Source organism: Citrobacter sp. CK185, from assembly GCF_030333565.1.
In the GTDB taxonomy this organism is placed as follows: Bacteria; Pseudomonadota; Gammaproteobacteria; order Enterobacterales; family Enterobacteriaceae; genus Citrobacter_B; species Citrobacter_B koseri.
Genome location: NZ_JAOWFR010000021.1, coordinates 67925 through 82218, shown reverse-complemented (window position 1 = coordinate 82218; position 14294 = coordinate 67925). Strand labels below are relative to the sequence as shown.

Sequence of the window (14294 nt, the reverse complement as noted above, 5' to 3'; positions counted from 1 at the left end):
TTCGATTGTATGGTTTTTTGACAAATGATAAATTTCGCCAACCAATATTGTATGTTGGTGTCATGTCAATTTTTTGAAATATGCAGAGGTCATCATTATATAAAGTGGCTTCTTTTATAAGGAAATAAAAATGAATGTTTTTTTTAAAAAAAGCCTGATGGTGTCTGTGCTGGCGCTGACGGCTTCTTCCGTTATGGCGGCACCGAGCGTTGATATTAAAGTATCAGGGAAAATTGTTCCTGCTTCCTGTATTCCGTCATTCCCAAGCGGCGGCGGTATCGCTGATTTTGGCACCATCAAAGTGGCGTCATTAAATTCAACTGCGCCAACCGCACTGCCTGACATTAAAACCGTGCCAGTCGCCATTACCTGTGAAGAAGATACGCGTGTCGGCGTTTCTTTTACTGATATGCATAGCGCTTCTGTACCGACCACCGGTTATGCCATTAATTTCGCATCGACTGATTTCATTTCTTCTGCTAATTATCTTTTTGGCCTGGGGCTGTACGGTAGCCAGAAAATTGGGGCATATGCGCTGGGTATTCAGATTGATTCAGGAACGCTGACTAACGGCAATGGCGATAATCTGATTGCCTATTTCTCAGCAAATGACGGCACTACCTGGGGAACAAAAGCAGGCAACAGCTATATGCAGATTATAAATAATAACAGCGAGGTTTACAGCTTTGGTAAAAGCTCGGCTGATGCGCCAGAACCGCAAACAAAAGTCAACTTTAACGTCGGTGTGTCCGCGATTATCAACCCGACAGACGATCTGCAAATTACCGATGAAGCGACGCTTGACGGCTTAACCACCGTAGAGCTGGTATATCTGTAATTACACTGCACGTATCGTAGATGCTCCCCATATTACTATGGGGAGCAGTTATGAATATTAATGGACTAATATTATGCTTTCCTTCAAGAAAACATTAATCTGCGCCTGTTTATTGGCGTCATTTAACTGTCTGGCTGCCGGGATGGTGCCCGACACGTCGCTGCTGCTGATTAATGAAGAAGAGCAAGGCGGCAGTATGGATGTTAAAAACACCGATGCTGATGCCCAGCTCTTGTATACCAAAATCGTCAATCTTCCAGACGATCCTCAGCCTGGTCTGATTGTCACGCAACCCGTTACGCGTGTTGATGCCGGTAAGACGCAACGTGTGCGATTCGTTCTTAAAAATAGCGCGGAGCCGTTAAAAGTTGAGCATTTGAAGCGCGTTATTTTTACGACCATCCCGCAACGGGATAAAAACAAAGTTAAAGTGGTCTTTAGCCAAAACCTTCCCGTCATTATTCATCCTTCGGGTTTAGACGTGAATATGGAGCCGTGGAAAGATCTCCAGTGGCATATGCGCGGCGGAAAACTCAGCGTGGAAAATAAAACGCCTTATGTTATCCGTCTGGAGCAGAAAGTAAAATTATTGCCATCAGGCGCGCACGCTGATTTACCAAAGGCTTATATTCTGCCGGGTGAAACAATAAGTGCCCATGCCTCGACCACATTATCCGCACTGGATAAAAATATCGAAATGTATCCTGCTACGCGCTATGGCTATAAGGCGAAGAGTTTTGTTGCAGAAATAAAATAATTAATCTCAGTTTATTGTAAAACACATGGAGTGGTTATGATTCGCGGTTCCGCTAAAAAAGGAATTATTGTGTTTTGTCTGACGGCAATCGCTTTCAGTATACGGGCGGAAATAATGCCGACCTCTACTGGAACGATGGAGTTGGCGAGAGCGGTATTTGATACTGATGCATTAGAATCTAATGGTCTCGATCCTGTGATTGCTGATTATTATTCCTTAGCGTCCCGGTTCACTCCTGGTGTCCATAATGTGACCGTTATTATTAATGGCAAGAAACACAGTGTCATGTCGGTTAAGTTTAATGAGGAAGGGCAGCCCTGTATTGATAAAGCATTTCTGGAAAGCGCAGGACTCATCACGAAAATAAAAAGAGAAACCTGCCCGCTGATCCATCAATACTGGTCTACGGCAACCGTTAGCGCTACGCCTGAAACAGAAGAAATGTCGCTGGTTGTTCCGCAGGAAGCGATTGATCCAGATAATAACCGACAGGTCGCGGACGTTCGCGGTGGTCATGCCGCAATGCTGAATTACTCCATGTTTGGCACGCATTATAAATATGACGGCGATAATTCAGACCGCTTTCAGTCAACGTTTGAACTTGGTTTTAATGCGGGTGACTGGATTGTGCGCAGCACGCAATTCGTCAGCGACGGCAGCGACCAGGAATTAGAGACCGACTCGTATTATACCTACGCGCAACGCACTTTCGCCGACTATGGCGTGATGGTGCAGGGCGGGCAAATCAACATTGCCAACAGCCGCTTTAGTATTCCATCGGTCTACGGTGTGCAAGTCATGCCGGATAATACCCTGTTACCGAACGAGGGGAGCGGCGTCGAGGTGACGGGGATCGCCAGATATTCTCAGGCGCGCGTGGATATTCGCCAGGGTGGGCAGATCATCTATTCAACGCTTGTTCCCGCTGGCCCCTTTACCTTAACCGATGTACCCATTGCCAACCTCAACACCGACCTGAATGTCACGGTGACGGAGACCGATGGAAGCGAGAGCCATTTTACCGTATCGGCGAGCACGTTTCGTAGCAACCATGTCGGCAGGGCGCCGGGCTTTTCTCTGGCCGTGGGGCGTGCGGAAGATATGGACACGAATTTTGAGCAGCCCTGGATTGTGTCGGCGTCTGATGGCTGGTCAGTGAATAATCGTATGAATCTCATGGCCGGAATGGTGATGGCGGATAACCACTATTACGGTTTCTCTGCCAATGTGGATACCGTTCCCGTACAGAATTTATATGCCTCGCTCGGGTTTCTTGGGTCGATCGATAACCGTAGCCAGACTGATGGGCACAAAACCACGCTGGATCTTGGGTATTCCTTGCCCTGGGGGATGGGGATTTCGCTGGGCGGCAGCTACGGCACGGCGGACTATCGCGAAATGCAGGAACTGTATAGCGACGACGATGATTACTCCCCAACGAAATACGATACGAACGTCGCGGTCAGTTGGTCGGATACGCTTCTGGGGCGTTTTTCACTCGGCTACTACCGTAATGAGGCCTGGGACAGCGACTATAATAGCCGCCGCATTATCTCTTCCTGGTCGCAAACCTATAAATATTTCAGCGTCAGCGTGAACTGGGAATCGGATATCAGTCGTGGGGATGAGAGCGATCGCGATATGTTCTACGTGAACGTTTCTGTTCCGTTAGGCCGTACCGGTGTTTCAACGAACTCGTGGTATCGCGAGAGTGAAGGAAGAAGCTCTTATGGCACGCGGGCGATGGGGTCGCTGAATGACGACAACCAATACACGGTCGGCGTGTCTCGCGATCAGGACGAAAGTGTTACCGACTGGGATAGCTCGCTCAACAGCAATCTTCACTATACCACGCTGTCCGTGGCGGCTGGCGGCGATAACGACAGCAATACGAACTACTCTGCCGCATTGAGTGGCGGCATTGTGGCGCATGACGATGGCGTGACCTTCTCACCGTATCCGGTCGCGGACACGTATGCCATTACCCAACTGGACAAGCCTGTTGCCGGTATCGAAATCGTGACGTCGCGCGGGCCCGTCTGGACCGATAAATGGGGCCAGGCCGTCGTCCCGTCATTGACGCCGTTCCATGAAAGTACGCTGGAACTTAATACCCAAAGTCTTCCGGGCAATCTTGACGTCAATAATGGCCGGACGGCGATTAAAGCATCGCACGGGGCGGTCGCGAAATGGCAATTCACCACGCTGAGTCAGCGGCGCGTGCTGCTCTCTGTCATGCGTGCAGACGGTACTCCGTTGCCGAAAGGCGTCTCCATTGTCAACGACGCCGGGGAATACATCACTTCCGCGCCAGAGGACGGTTTGATCTTCCTGAATGATATCTCAGCAAGCCATCAGCTGTATGCGAAGGTGGACGGTGGACGATGCAAACTGAACTACACCCTGCCGGAAGCCGATCCGCAGAAATTCTACGAGGAGATAAAAGGGAAATGTCTCTAATGAAACAGGGAGCTGGCTCCATGAAACACCTTAGCGTTTTTATGCCTGTATTACTGGCGGGTTTCTTGTGTGGGAATGTGCCATCCGCACTGGCGGAAGAAGGCGACTGTCAGATTTTATCTTCGACAAAACAGGTCGACTATGGGCGGTTCCGCAGGGAGGATATGAGGGAGGGGAGCACCGAATACGCCGGGAATATGTATCACGGTTATGCCTCCGTCACCCGGGAGTTACAGGTCTCCGTCATCTGTACTGATGAACATAAAATTCGGCTCTTTGTGGATGGCCCCGCCCGGCAGGGGCAGGCCTGGCGGTTTTCTGACAACGGCGCGATGTCGATTAAAATGAAAAATGCCAGAGTCGATAACGCTCCCGTTCAGTTGGCTTCGGTTCCCCGGGGCGCGGCGCAGGTATCGGGTGGCGCTGCGGAAATGACGCTGTTGCCGGATATGTCCGCTGCTGCGGTAAACGGCCAGGAAGTGGCAGGAAAACAGTGGGTTGCAACACTGATGATCACCACTTATCTTGCCGATAAAGCTTTCCAGACCAGCAATACGCAGGATCTGGAAGAAACCTACACCGTGTCGTTTGACGCTCTCGCGGCTAACTAGCGTTCTCATCCTGCCGACCGGGGCGGTTTTGCCCCGGTTTTGACCTCACAAAAATAATGGAGGACAATAACCGCAGTTAAATGCGCAAAGGCGCTCTCATCCTGCCTGAACGTAATCTCTCTTATCGTGAGTCCATACCAGGAAGCTGCTTTGTCTGACCATCAAAATTCATCCCCGGAGGGCGCTGTTTCTCATGCCGTCTGGACGCGCGGGTGCCTGACGCAATCAAAACCGGATATGCTGGCGACGGAAGTTCCTGTCGCGCTGGTCTATAACGGCATTTCCCATGTGGTGATGATGACCACGCCGAAAGATCTGGAACAATTCGCGATCGGTTTTTCACTGTCGGAAGGCATTATTGAATGTCCGCAGGATATTTATGGCATGGACGTCGTTCCTTCCTGCAACGGCCTTGAAGTGCAGATTGAGCTTTCCAGCCGCCGTTTTATGGGGCTGAAAGAACGTCGTCGCGCCCTGGCCGGGCGTACCGGCTGCGGCGTTTGCGGCGTGGAGCAGCTGAATGACATCGGCAAACCCATTACGCCGCTCCCGTTTACCCAAACCTTTAGCCTGGCGAATCTTGATCGCGCGCTGAAGCATCTGTCTGATTTTCAACCGGTTGGTCAGCTTACCGGCTGTACTCATGCGGCGGCGTGGGCGATGCCGTCCGGTGAATTAGCGGGCGGGCATGAAGATGTCGGTCGCCATGTCGCGCTGGATAAACTGCTGGGGCACCGGGCGACGGAAGGCGAAAGCTGGCAGCAGGGCGCGGTGCTGGTCTCCAGTCGCGCCAGCTATGAAATGGTGCAGAAATCGGCGATGTGCGGCGTTGAAATCCTGTTTGCCGTCTCCGCTGCCACCACGTTAGCGGTTGACGTGGCTGAGCGCTGTAACCTGACGCTGGTGGGTTTTTGCAAGCCGGGCAAGGCGACAATTTATACGCATCCACGGCGTTTGATGACAGGTAGAGTTTTATTCAGTAAATTTGAAAAAGAATAGCAAATCCTTCCGCTTTTAGTTGTTCGAATACCGGCCTATTATTTATCACATCAAGGCACGGTGCCTTACTCAAACAACTAAGTTAAAGGGTTTATATCATGAAAAGCATCAAAACTTTTGTCGCAGTTATCGCTCTCGCTACTTCTTTCGGTTCTTTCGCCGCTCAGTCTGTTACCGCGACGGGCTCTACTCTGGAAAGCGCAGAAGCAAAAATCGCCGCTCAGGCTCAGCAGGCTGGCGCCAGTGATTACAAAATCACTTCCGCATACTCCGGTAACCGCGTGCATATGACCGCTGAACTGCTGAAATAAGTGATTCAAAACTGTCGAAAGAGCGCCTTCAGGGCGCTTTTTTCGTTTCTGCGTTTACTGTTTTACTATTCCGATAAATGCCTCATATTTAGTGCATACCCGCCAGCCTTAGCAGCGCTGTCACCACCGCCGCAGCGATAATCACCACAATCAGCGGCATTTTGCGCCACGCCAGGAAAACAGCGAACGCGACGCCCAGTACCCGCGCCATTCCGGCAAAATGTTCGCCTTCATAAAACGTGGTTGCCAGCGCCACTGAAAACAGCAATACCGTTGCCGCATCCGACAATAGCGCCTGAGAACGTTCGGAGAGCGCCAGCCGGTTGCCGAGCTTTGCTCCGCCAAGACGCATCAGATAGGTGCCTGCCGATAACACAGCAATACCGACGATAAACAGCGTCATGTTGCCCATTATTTTTTCCTCGTCAGTAAGCCAAGCAGAGAGAGCAGTACCGGCAACCCGACCGGTGCGAAGGGGACGGCGGCAAGCGACAGCCCGGCGCCGCTACAGGCGCGGATTAGCGTGGTGCGATTCCTGAACGCCGGGATCACTAACGCCAATAAAATGGCGGGAAATACCGCGTCCAGACCGATGGTTTCCGGTGCCGGGAGCAGTTTGCCGACCATCGCGCCAAGCAGTGCGCCCAGTGGCCAAAAAATTGCGACGCCCGCGCCGCACAGCCAGTAGGCGGCTTTGCGCTGTTGCCGTGTTTTTTGCGACAGACCAAAGACGACGCTTTCATCATTCATGATATGGCAGCCCAGAAAGCTGGCGGCGCGGGTGCCTACCAGTTCACGTACCGTTACGCCGAATGGAATATGGCGGGCATTCACCAGCAAACCGGCAGCGGCGGCGGCCAGCGGGTTCCCGCCGCTGGCGACAATGCCGATAAACATAAATTCGGACGCCCCCGCCAGGACAAAAATGGAGAGTACAAACGGCACCCAAATCGGGAAGCCGTAGGCCATCGCCAGCGATCCGTAGGACATCCCGACGACGCCAACGGCCAGACACACTAAAAATATCGCTTTTATCGTGTCTCCGCTGAGACATGAGAGGTGATGTTTCATACTATTTTAGCCATATCGAACGAATTTCCATTATAATGAACGCAACAGAATTGATTTACAAGTCGAACGATTCGTTCGATATAAAGAACGCGGAGTCGTGAATGACACAGCCCATTAGCGTGATCGCGAAAAGCCTGGTGCGCGAACGTCAGCGTACCGGCCTGTCGCTGGCGGAAATCGCCCGGCGTGCGGGGATTGCGAAATCTACCCTGTCGCAACTGGAAGCGGGCAATGGAAATCCTAGCCTGGAAACGCTCTGGGCGCTTTGCGTGGCCCTGGATATTCCCTTTGCGCGTCTGCTGGAGCCGCAGGCGCAAAAAACGCAGGTGATTCGTCGCGGAGAAGGGACAAAAGTGGTGGCGGAACAGGCCCACTATCAGGCTATTTTACTGGCTGCCTGTCCGCCAGGGGCGCGGCGCGATATCTACCTGCTGCTGACGCAGCCGGGGGCGGATCGTATTTCACATCCACATCCGCCGGGATCGGTGGAGCATATTATTGTGACGCAGGGGAAAGCGCTTGTCGGGCTGACAGAGGCGCCGGAAGAGTTAGGCGAGGGCGATTATATTTGTTATCCCGCCGATCAGGAGCACATCTTTAAAGCGCTGGAAGCGGATACGCAGGCGATCCTGGTGGCCGAGCAAAATTAATTCCGCGCGATGAGGTTTATGATGCCGGATGGCGCTGACGCTTATCCGGCCTACAGGTAGCAAATGGCGCGAAATTGTAGGCCGGATAAGACGCGTTAGCGTCGCCATCCGGCGTTGAGTCATCCGGCTTCAGACAGCCTACGCCAGGTAAAACACTTCTTTCAGCTCTGCGCTCACCGGGCTGTTATCCGGGTTGGCAGGCATCACGTCGCGCATATGCTTCCACCAACGCTGGCACACGTCGGTACTGGCGATGGCATTCCAGCGCTCTTCCGATTCAATCTCGACGGTCGCGAACAACAGGTTGCGTTCTTTATCGAGGTAAATCGCATAGTGATGCGCGCCATGCGCTTTCAATACGCTTTCCAGCTCCGGCCAGATGGGATTATGGCGACGCTGATACTCCTCGTGTGCGTCGGCATTCACCTGCATCACAAACGCTTTGCGGATCATAGCGCCTCCAGATACAACTCGCGGACGTCATCGCGGCTGGCGGTGCGTGGATTGCACGGCGCACACGGATCTGCCAGCGCTTTGTCCAGCCAGCCTTCAATATCGTCTTTCGTGACGCCCAGTGTGCTGAAACCTTCAGGAATGCCGACGCGTTTGCTCAATGCGCGGATTGCATTGATCGCTTCCATACTCGCCGCCTCAATGCTCATACCTTGAGTATCGACGCCCATCGCCTGGGCGACGCGGGCAAAACGCGCGACCGCGTTCGGGCGGTTAAAGTTCTCAATGATCGGCAGCAGGATGGCGTTACAGACGCCGTGCGGCAGGTTGTGCGTGGCGCCCGGCTGATGCGCCAGCGCGTGTACCAGACCAAGGCCAGCGCTGTTGAACGCCATACCCGCCAGATACTGGCCAAACGCCATCTGCTCACGCGCTTCGAGGTTGTGGCCGTCATCAACCGCTTTCGGCAGCCACAGGTTAATCAGCCGAATGGCTTCCAGCGCGTTGGCGTCGGTAAGCGGGTGCGCGCCAACCGAGACATAGGCCTCAATGGCGTGGGTCAGCGCATCCATACCGGTGGCGGCAGTGACGGATGGCGGGATGTCCAGCATAACGCTGGCGTCGTCCACCGCGATATCAGGGATGATATTCGGGTCGATGATGACCTCTTTGACCTGGCGCGCGGAGTCGATAATGACGGCATTGCTGGTCATTTCCGCTGCCGTACCGGCGGTGGTATTAATCGCCACCAGCGGAATGCCCGCGTTTTTGACTTTGCCGACGCCAGAATAGGCGGTAGAGGGGCCAGGGTTCGCCGTCAGAATTTTGACCGCTTTGGCGGTATCGATCGGGCTGCCGCCGCCGAAGGCGATGATGTAATCACACTGCGCGTCCTGATATGCCGCATACCCTTTTTGCACCAGTTCTTCAGTGGGGTTCGGGAAAACCTCGTCGAAAAGGTGGTACGACATCTGATGCGCGTCAAGCGCGGCAAACAGGCTGTCCAGCAGGCCCAGTTTTACCAGTTGCCCGTCAGTGACGACCAGCGCTTTACCCCATTGCTTATTCGCGACGAGGTTAACCATATCGCCGATTGCGCCTGCGCCATGCAGGCTAATTTTGGGAAGTGCCAACATGAAGCTCATGAATATTCTCCTTAAGATTGACGCGTTACCCTATTGCCCGATGACGCTGCGCTTATCGGGCCTACGGCATAGGCCGGATAAGGCGAAGCCGCCATCCGGCATTGGATTGCGGGAAGAATCAGTACAACGCTAATGCACTGGCAAGCGGAGTCACGCCAAAGCGTTTGCCAAGCGCTACCAGTTCTTCACGCGTGATGGTTTGCTTCATACCGCCCATCGAATAGATTTTGACCAGCACCTCCGCAGACTTCTCGGCGGTATCGATCAGGCCGAATGTTTCATCCAGCGTCGGGCCGCTGCCGAACACGCCGTGGAAGGGCCACAGCACCAGCGAGTGCTTCTGCATTTCCTGCGCGGTGGCCTGACCGATCTCATCGGTGCCCGGCACCATCCACGGCAGAATGCCGACGCCGTCCGGGAACACCACCAGGCACTCGGTGCTGCCTTCCCACAGTTTGCGGGTGAAAAGCGGCGTGTTGTTTTCCAGCACGTAGGTCAGCGCGATCAGGTTGGTGGCGTGGCAATGCATAATCACGCGGTCTTTGCCGTCGGTGGCGTTAATGCGCTCGCAGTGGGAGAGGAAGTGGGCCGGCAGCTCGGAGGTTGGAACCGCCTCATGATTCAGCCCCCACAGAATGTGGTAGCCCGCGCCGTCGCTGTCCACTTTCACCACGCCTAAATTCGCTGCCGGATCGAGCTGTACGTTGCGGAAGAATTTGCCGGAGCCGGTGACGATAAACGGCGTGTTCGCCAGCAGCGGCATTGGCTGACTCAGCGCGATATAGCGCGGCTCCTGGTGGAAATCGTCGGTAAACGGCGCGATATCCGCCTCATCCAGACGCAGCGTCAGGTTGCCGCCGTTGCGTTCGTCCCAGCCCTTCAGCCAGGCGTCGGAGGTGGCTTTGATCATTCCCTGGACAAACCAGGAGTGGGTAATGTTCTGCATGTTCGGTGTTCCCATTTATTGCCCGAACGTTATCGGGTCTTACGTAGGCCGGATAAGCGCAGCGCCATCCGGCAATCGTGTTTCATTTATTGCCGGATGGCGACGCGGAACGTCTTATCCGGCCTACAAGTCAGGCGTCGCGGTTAGCTACGTTTGCTCAGAATCTCTTTTTCATAGGCACGGACGCTTTCCAGCCACTGGCTGCCGGCTGGCGTGTCGTGACGCTGGCAATACATTTCCCAGACGGCTTGCCACGGCAGGGATTTCTGCTCTTCCAGCAGCGCCAGGCGGGCGGTGTAATCGCCGCTGGCTTCTAACTGACGCAACTGCCCGGTTGGTTCCAGCAGCGCGCGCAGCAGCGCTTTCTTCATATTGCGCGTGCCGATAACCCACGCGGCGATACGGTTGATGGAGGCATCGAAGAAATCGAGGCCGATATGCACGCGGTCAAACAGGTTATGACGCACGATTTCGCTGGCAATTGCCTGGGTTTCATCATCCAGCAGCACGACGTGATCGCTGTCCCAGCGCACCGGGCGGCTGACGTGCAGCAGCAGGCGCGGCACATACAGCATGGCGGCGGAAATCTTGTCGGAAATCACTTCGGTCGGATGGAAGTGGCCCGCGTCGAGGCACAGCGCGGTCTGGCGGCTGGTGGCGTAGCCCATGTAGAACTCGTTGGAGCCAACGGTATAGCTTTCCGCGCCAATACCGAACAGTTTGCTTTCCACGGCGTCGATGTGATGCGCCGGATTCAGTTTTTCACTGATCACCTCGTCCAGCGCCTCCAGCAGGCGTTGGCGCGGCGCTAAGCGGTCAACGGTGATGTCTTTCATGCCATCCGGGATCCAGATGTTCATCACCGACGGCGTGCCCAGTTGCTCACCGAAGTACGCGGATACGCGGCGGCTGGCCTTGCAGTGGTCAATCCAGAACTGGCGAATGTTGTCGTCCGCGTGCGCCAGGGTGAAGCCGTCAGCGCTCAGCGGGTGAGAGAAGCAGGAAGGGTTGAAGTCCAGCCCTAACTGGTTCGCTTTTGCCCATTCCACCCAGTTTTTGAAGTGCTCCGGTTTGATCTGGTCGCGGGACACCGGCGTGTCAGACTCCAGATAGATTGCGTGTAAGTTCAGGCGTTTTGGCCCCGGGATCAGGCTTAGCGCCTGTTCCAGGTCGGCGCGCAGCTCGCTGGCGCTACGTGCTTTACCGGGATAGTTACCGGTGGCCTGAATACCGCCGGTGAGCGATCCTTCCGGGTTTTCGAATCCGGCGACGTCATCGCCCTGCCAGCAGTGCATCGATACCGGCAGACGATCGAGCTGGCGTAACGCCTCCTCGACATCAATACCTACCGCAGCAAAACGTTGTTTCGCCAGTTCCCAGGCTTGTTCAAGTTGAGTGGTCATGCGCAAAGCTCCTTTGTCTGTCGTTTTGATTGAAACTGCGCAACGTGGCGGGCAATTTCACTGTCAGGATTTGGGGTAAAGGTCGTCAGGTCGTAGTTGGTTCTCACCACCTGACGGAAGTCGTCAACGTTGTTCAGTTCGTCCAGCGTCATGAGCTGGATGCCGATATTGCCGAGGGTGGAAGCCTCAATCGGCCCGGCCATCACGCGAATGCCGCAGGCATCGGCGCACAGCTGGTTCAGCAGGGCGTTCTGGCAACCTCCTCCAACGATGTACAGCTGGCTAAAGGCTTCACCACGCAGGTTCGCCAGCTCCTGCAACACATCGGCATACAGCAGCGCCAGACTGTCGAAAATGCAGCGTGCCAGTTCGGCGTTACGGGTGGGTTCCGGCTGGCCGGATTCACGGCAGGCCGCCTGGATCTCCGCGCTCATATCGGCGGGGTTGATAAAGCGATCGTCATTCGGGTTTATCAGGAAACGGCAGGCCGGAAGCGACTGGGTCTCGGCGATCAGCGCGGGCAGGTCGGTAATCTGGCGCTCTTTCAGTACGCGCTGAAGCAGCCAGAGCCCCATGATGTTTTTCAGCACCCGGTAGCGGCCTTCTGCGCCGCCTTCATTGGTGATGTTCGCCGCCAGCGCCGCGTCATCGGTGTAAGGCGTTCTGCTCTCGAAGCCCATCAACGACCAGGTGCCGGAAGAGAGATAAGCGCTGTTTTTATCGGCCAGCGGAGAGGCGATCACCGCGCTGGCGGTGTCGTGACTGGCGACGGCGACCACCGGAATCTGATTTTTCTGTGGGCAGATCCAGTAGCCGATCACGTTGCCCGGATGGGTAGGTCTGCCAAACCAGGCTTTGTTGGCGCCGGTCCAGTCCAGCAGGGTATCGTCCCAGTCATCGCTGTTGATATTGACGAGCTGCGTGGTGGTGGCGTTGGTGTATTCCCAGTTCATTTCGCCCGTCAGGCGGAAACTGAAATAGTCGGGGATCAGCAGGGCATGTGCCACCTGCGGGATAAGTTCAGGCTGTTGTTCAACCAGCGCGCGGAGCTGATACAGCGTATTGAACGGCAGAAACTGAATGCCGCTGCGGCGATAGATATCATGCTTGCCGAGCTGCACCAGCGCCTGCTGCATCACCCCCGTGGTACGGTTGTCGCGATAAGATACGGGCAGACCGACGCGCTGGCCGTGCTTGTCGAGCAGCACATAGTCCACGCCCCAGGTATCAATGCCGATGCTGTCAATACGGATACCTTCATCGCAGACTTTCTCCAGTCCAAGGCGAATTTCATTTTCCAGGCTGTCGATATCCCAGGCGTCGAACCCGTCTGTTTTTTGCAAACAGTTCGCGAAGCGGTGGATTTCACGCAGCGTCAGGGCGTGTTGTTCACTGTCGTAACGCGCCAGCATTACGCGCCCGCTGGATGCCCCGAGATCGACAGCGACACAATGGCGAAAAGTCATGGTGAAGTCCTTCTGAGTTTCATTGCACTCAGTCTAAGAACCCCCAGGAAGGCGTACCTTCCTGTTACTGACAGGTTAAATTGGCCGCTGGCAAGGAGGCAAAGGTGAACGTGATAGCGTTCACAATTTCCGTTTATCAGCGTGAATTGGCCGGATGTGACGGCGTCCGCATTTCCTGATCTTTCCCGTCCTTTCTTGAAAAAACGACCGGGTTTGCGCGCTTTGGCGTTAAAAATTTAAGGTGAGGGTAGTAACCCTTAATTACTATTTCTGACATGTTTCTCATATCAGGAAGCCATCATGACCGTACTGCATAGCGTGGATTTTTTTCCGTCAGGTAAAGCGCCCGTGGCCATTGAACCCCGGCTTCCTCAGTCCGCTTTTCCTGAACATCATCATGATTTTCATGAGATTGTGATTGTTGAACATGGCACCGGCATTCATGTGTTCAATGGGCAGCCCTACACCATTAGCGGCGGTACGGTCTGCTTTGTTCGCGATCATGACAGGCATCTGTATGAACACACCGACAACCTGTGTCTGACGAATGTGCTCTATCGCTCGCCGGACGCGTTTCAGTTTCTGGCAGGGCTGAACCAGCTCTTGCCGCAGGAACAGGATGGGCAGTATCCGTCACACTGGCGCGTGAATCAGAGCGCGTTGCAGCAGGTGCGACAACTGGTGGCGCAGATGGAAAACGCCGGAGACGAGATGGACACACCTGCGGTCGCCAACCGTGAAATTCTGTTTATGCAGTTGCTGGTGCTGCTGCGTAAAAGCAGCCTGATGGAAGGGGCGGCCAATAACGATGCGCGGCTGAATCAGTTGCTGGCCTGGCTGGAGGATCATTTTGCTGAAGAGGTGTGCTGGGAATCGATAGCCGACAAGTTTTCGCTCTCGCTGCGCACGCTGCACCGTCAGCTCAAACAACAGACCGGCCTGACGCCGCAGCGCTATCTTAACCGTCTGCGGCTTATCAAGGCTCGCCACCTGCTGCGTCACAGTGATGAAAGTGTCACAGATATCGCGTATCGCTGCGGTTTTGGCGACAGTAACCATTTTTCGACGCTGTTTCGCCGGGAATTTGACTGGTCGCCCAGGGATATTCGTCAGGGGCGGGACGCATTGCTACAGTAACGCGAAAGCTATCACCGTTTTTTGTCGCCAATTTGCTGATAATCGTC

Annotated in this window: 15 protein-coding genes; 8 read left to right on the top strand and 7 right to left on the bottom strand. The window is 54.6% G+C overall.

The features are described from left to right. Positions 1-130 precede the first annotated feature (130 nt). From OGV79_RS05530 to OGV79_RS05505, 6 genes are all read left to right on the top strand, one after another. Positions 131-838 (top strand): DUF1120 domain-containing protein, encoded by a 708-nt coding sequence (locus OGV79_RS05530; protein WP_047459869.1) that lies wholly within the window; start codon positions 131-133, stop codon positions 836-838. 73 nt (positions 839-911) lie between these two features. Then, on the top strand, positions 912-1595 hold the full coding sequence (locus OGV79_RS05525; RefSeq protein ID WP_012133912.1) for a fimbria/pilus chaperone family protein: 684 nt from the start codon (positions 912-914) through the stop codon (positions 1593-1595). A 36-nt stretch (positions 1596-1631) separates the two neighbouring features. Then, entirely contained in the window at positions 1632-4055 is a 2424-nt protein-coding gene (locus OGV79_RS05520; RefSeq protein WP_115609785.1) for a fimbrial biogenesis outer membrane usher protein, read from the top strand. Between the two features lie 20 nt (positions 4056-4075). Continuing rightward, on the top strand, positions 4076-4666 hold the full coding sequence (locus OGV79_RS05515) for a DUF1120 domain-containing protein (protein WP_127891250.1): 591 nt from the start codon (positions 4076-4078) through the stop codon (positions 4664-4666). Between the two features lie 216 nt (positions 4667-4882). Next, positions 4883-5665 carry a formate dehydrogenase accessory sulfurtransferase FdhD gene (fdhD, locus tag OGV79_RS05510; RefSeq protein WP_353622140.1) on the top strand — a complete coding sequence of 261 codons (783 nt, stop codon included), beginning with the start codon at positions 4883-4885 and terminating at the stop codon, positions 5663-5665. Between the two features lie 98 nt (positions 5666-5763). Then, positions 5764-5976, top strand: a complete 213-nt coding sequence (locus tag OGV79_RS05505) for a YdgH/BhsA/McbA-like domain containing protein (protein WP_012133908.1) — start codon at positions 5764-5766, stop codon at positions 5974-5976. An 88-nt stretch (positions 5977-6064) separates the two neighbouring features. Here the strand turns inward: OGV79_RS05505 and OGV79_RS05500 are convergent, their stop codons facing one another. Continuing rightward, positions 6065-6388, bottom strand: a complete 324-nt coding sequence (locus OGV79_RS05500) for an AzlD domain-containing protein (protein ID WP_012133907.1) — start codon at positions 6386-6388, stop codon at positions 6065-6067. Further along, positions 6388-7047 (bottom strand): AzlC family ABC transporter permease, encoded by a 660-nt coding sequence (locus OGV79_RS05495; protein WP_047459858.1) that lies wholly within the window; start codon positions 7045-7047, stop codon positions 6388-6390. The genes OGV79_RS05500 and OGV79_RS05495 overlap by 1 nt, the downstream gene beginning before the upstream one ends. Positions 7048-7148: 101 nt before the next feature. On the opposite strand from OGV79_RS05495, the gene OGV79_RS05490 reads away from it, so the two are divergent. Further along, positions 7149-7697 carry a helix-turn-helix domain-containing protein gene (locus OGV79_RS05490; RefSeq protein ID WP_012133905.1) on the top strand — a complete coding sequence of 183 codons (549 nt, stop codon included), beginning with the start codon at positions 7149-7151 and terminating at the stop codon, positions 7695-7697. A gap of 138 nt (positions 7698-7835) precedes the next feature. Here the strand turns inward: OGV79_RS05490 and rhaM are convergent, their stop codons facing one another. From rhaM to rhaB, 5 genes are all read right to left on the bottom strand, one after another. Next, a complete protein-coding gene (gene rhaM, locus OGV79_RS05485; protein WP_012133904.1) occupies positions 7836-8150 on the bottom strand; it encodes an L-rhamnose mutarotase in 315 nt (104 codons plus the stop codon). Next, the gene (gene fucO / locus OGV79_RS05480) at positions 8147-9295 is read right to left on the bottom strand and encodes a lactaldehyde reductase (protein ID WP_286468078.1); all 1149 of its coding nucleotides are present in this window, start codon (positions 9293-9295) and stop codon (positions 8147-8149) included. Before fucO ends, rhaM begins: the two co-directional genes overlap by 4 nt. 118 nt (positions 9296-9413) lie before the next feature. Next, positions 9414-10241: a rhamnulose-1-phosphate aldolase gene (rhaD, locus tag OGV79_RS05475; RefSeq protein ID WP_012133901.1), complete on the bottom strand. Its 828-nt coding sequence runs from the start codon at positions 10239-10241 to the stop codon at positions 9414-9416. Between the two features lie 143 nt (positions 10242-10384). Continuing rightward, positions 10385-11644, bottom strand: a complete 1260-nt coding sequence (gene rhaA / locus OGV79_RS05470; RefSeq protein WP_049009558.1) for an L-rhamnose isomerase — start codon at positions 11642-11644, stop codon at positions 10385-10387. Beyond that, complete coding sequence (rhaB, locus tag OGV79_RS05465) at positions 11641-13110, bottom strand: rhamnulokinase (RefSeq protein ID WP_286468072.1); 1470 nt, start codon at positions 13108-13110, stop codon at positions 11641-11643. The genes rhaA and rhaB overlap by 4 nt, the downstream gene beginning before the upstream one ends. Positions 13111-13410: 300 nt before the next feature. Between rhaB and rhaS the strand changes: the two genes are divergently transcribed. Beyond that, complete coding sequence (gene rhaS / locus OGV79_RS05460) at positions 13411-14247, top strand: HTH-type transcriptional activator RhaS (RefSeq protein ID WP_012133897.1); 837 nt, start codon at positions 13411-13413, stop codon at positions 14245-14247. Positions 14248-14294: the final 47 nt, after the last annotated feature.

Excerpts from the sequence above, each read along its gene's own strand:
- rhaM (WP_012133904.1), bottom strand. The coding sequence starts at position 8,150 with ATGATCCGCAAAGCGTTTGTGATGCAGGTGAATGCCGACGCACACGAG.
- OGV79_RS05520 (WP_115609785.1), top strand. The coding sequence starts at position 1,632 with ATGATTCGCGGTTCCGCTAAAAAAGGAATTATTGTGTTTTGTCTGACG.
- rhaB (WP_286468072.1), bottom strand. The coding sequence starts at position 13,110 with ATGACTTTTCGCCATTGTGTCGCTGTCGATCTCGGGGCATCCAGCGGG.
- OGV79_RS05500 (WP_012133907.1), bottom strand. The coding sequence starts at position 6,388 with ATGGGCAACATGACGCTGTTTATCGTCGGTATTGCTGTGTTATCGGCA.
- OGV79_RS05495 (WP_047459858.1), bottom strand. The coding sequence starts at position 7,047 with ATGAAACATCACCTCTCATGTCTCAGCGGAGACACGATAAAAGCGATA.
- OGV79_RS05505 (WP_012133908.1), top strand. The coding sequence starts at position 5,764 with ATGAAAAGCATCAAAACTTTTGTCGCAGTTATCGCTCTCGCTACTTCT.
- OGV79_RS05515 (WP_127891250.1), top strand. The coding sequence starts at position 4,076 with ATGAAACACCTTAGCGTTTTTATGCCTGTATTACTGGCGGGTTTCTTG.
- rhaD (WP_012133901.1), bottom strand. The coding sequence starts at position 10,241 with ATGCAGAACATTACCCACTCCTGGTTTGTCCAGGGAATGATCAAAGCC.
- fucO (WP_286468078.1), bottom strand. The coding sequence starts at position 9,295 with ATGAGCTTCATGTTGGCACTTCCCAAAATTAGCCTGCATGGCGCAGGC.
- rhaS (WP_012133897.1), top strand. The coding sequence starts at position 13,411 with ATGACCGTACTGCATAGCGTGGATTTTTTTCCGTCAGGTAAAGCGCCC.
- OGV79_RS05530 (WP_047459869.1), top strand. The coding sequence starts at position 131 with ATGAATGTTTTTTTTAAAAAAAGCCTGATGGTGTCTGTGCTGGCGCTG.
- OGV79_RS05525 (WP_012133912.1), top strand. The coding sequence starts at position 912 with ATGCTTTCCTTCAAGAAAACATTAATCTGCGCCTGTTTATTGGCGTCA.
- OGV79_RS05490 (WP_012133905.1), top strand. The coding sequence starts at position 7,149 with ATGACACAGCCCATTAGCGTGATCGCGAAAAGCCTGGTGCGCGAACGT.
- rhaA (WP_049009558.1), bottom strand. The coding sequence starts at position 11,644 with ATGACCACTCAACTTGAACAAGCCTGGGAACTGGCGAAACAACGTTTT.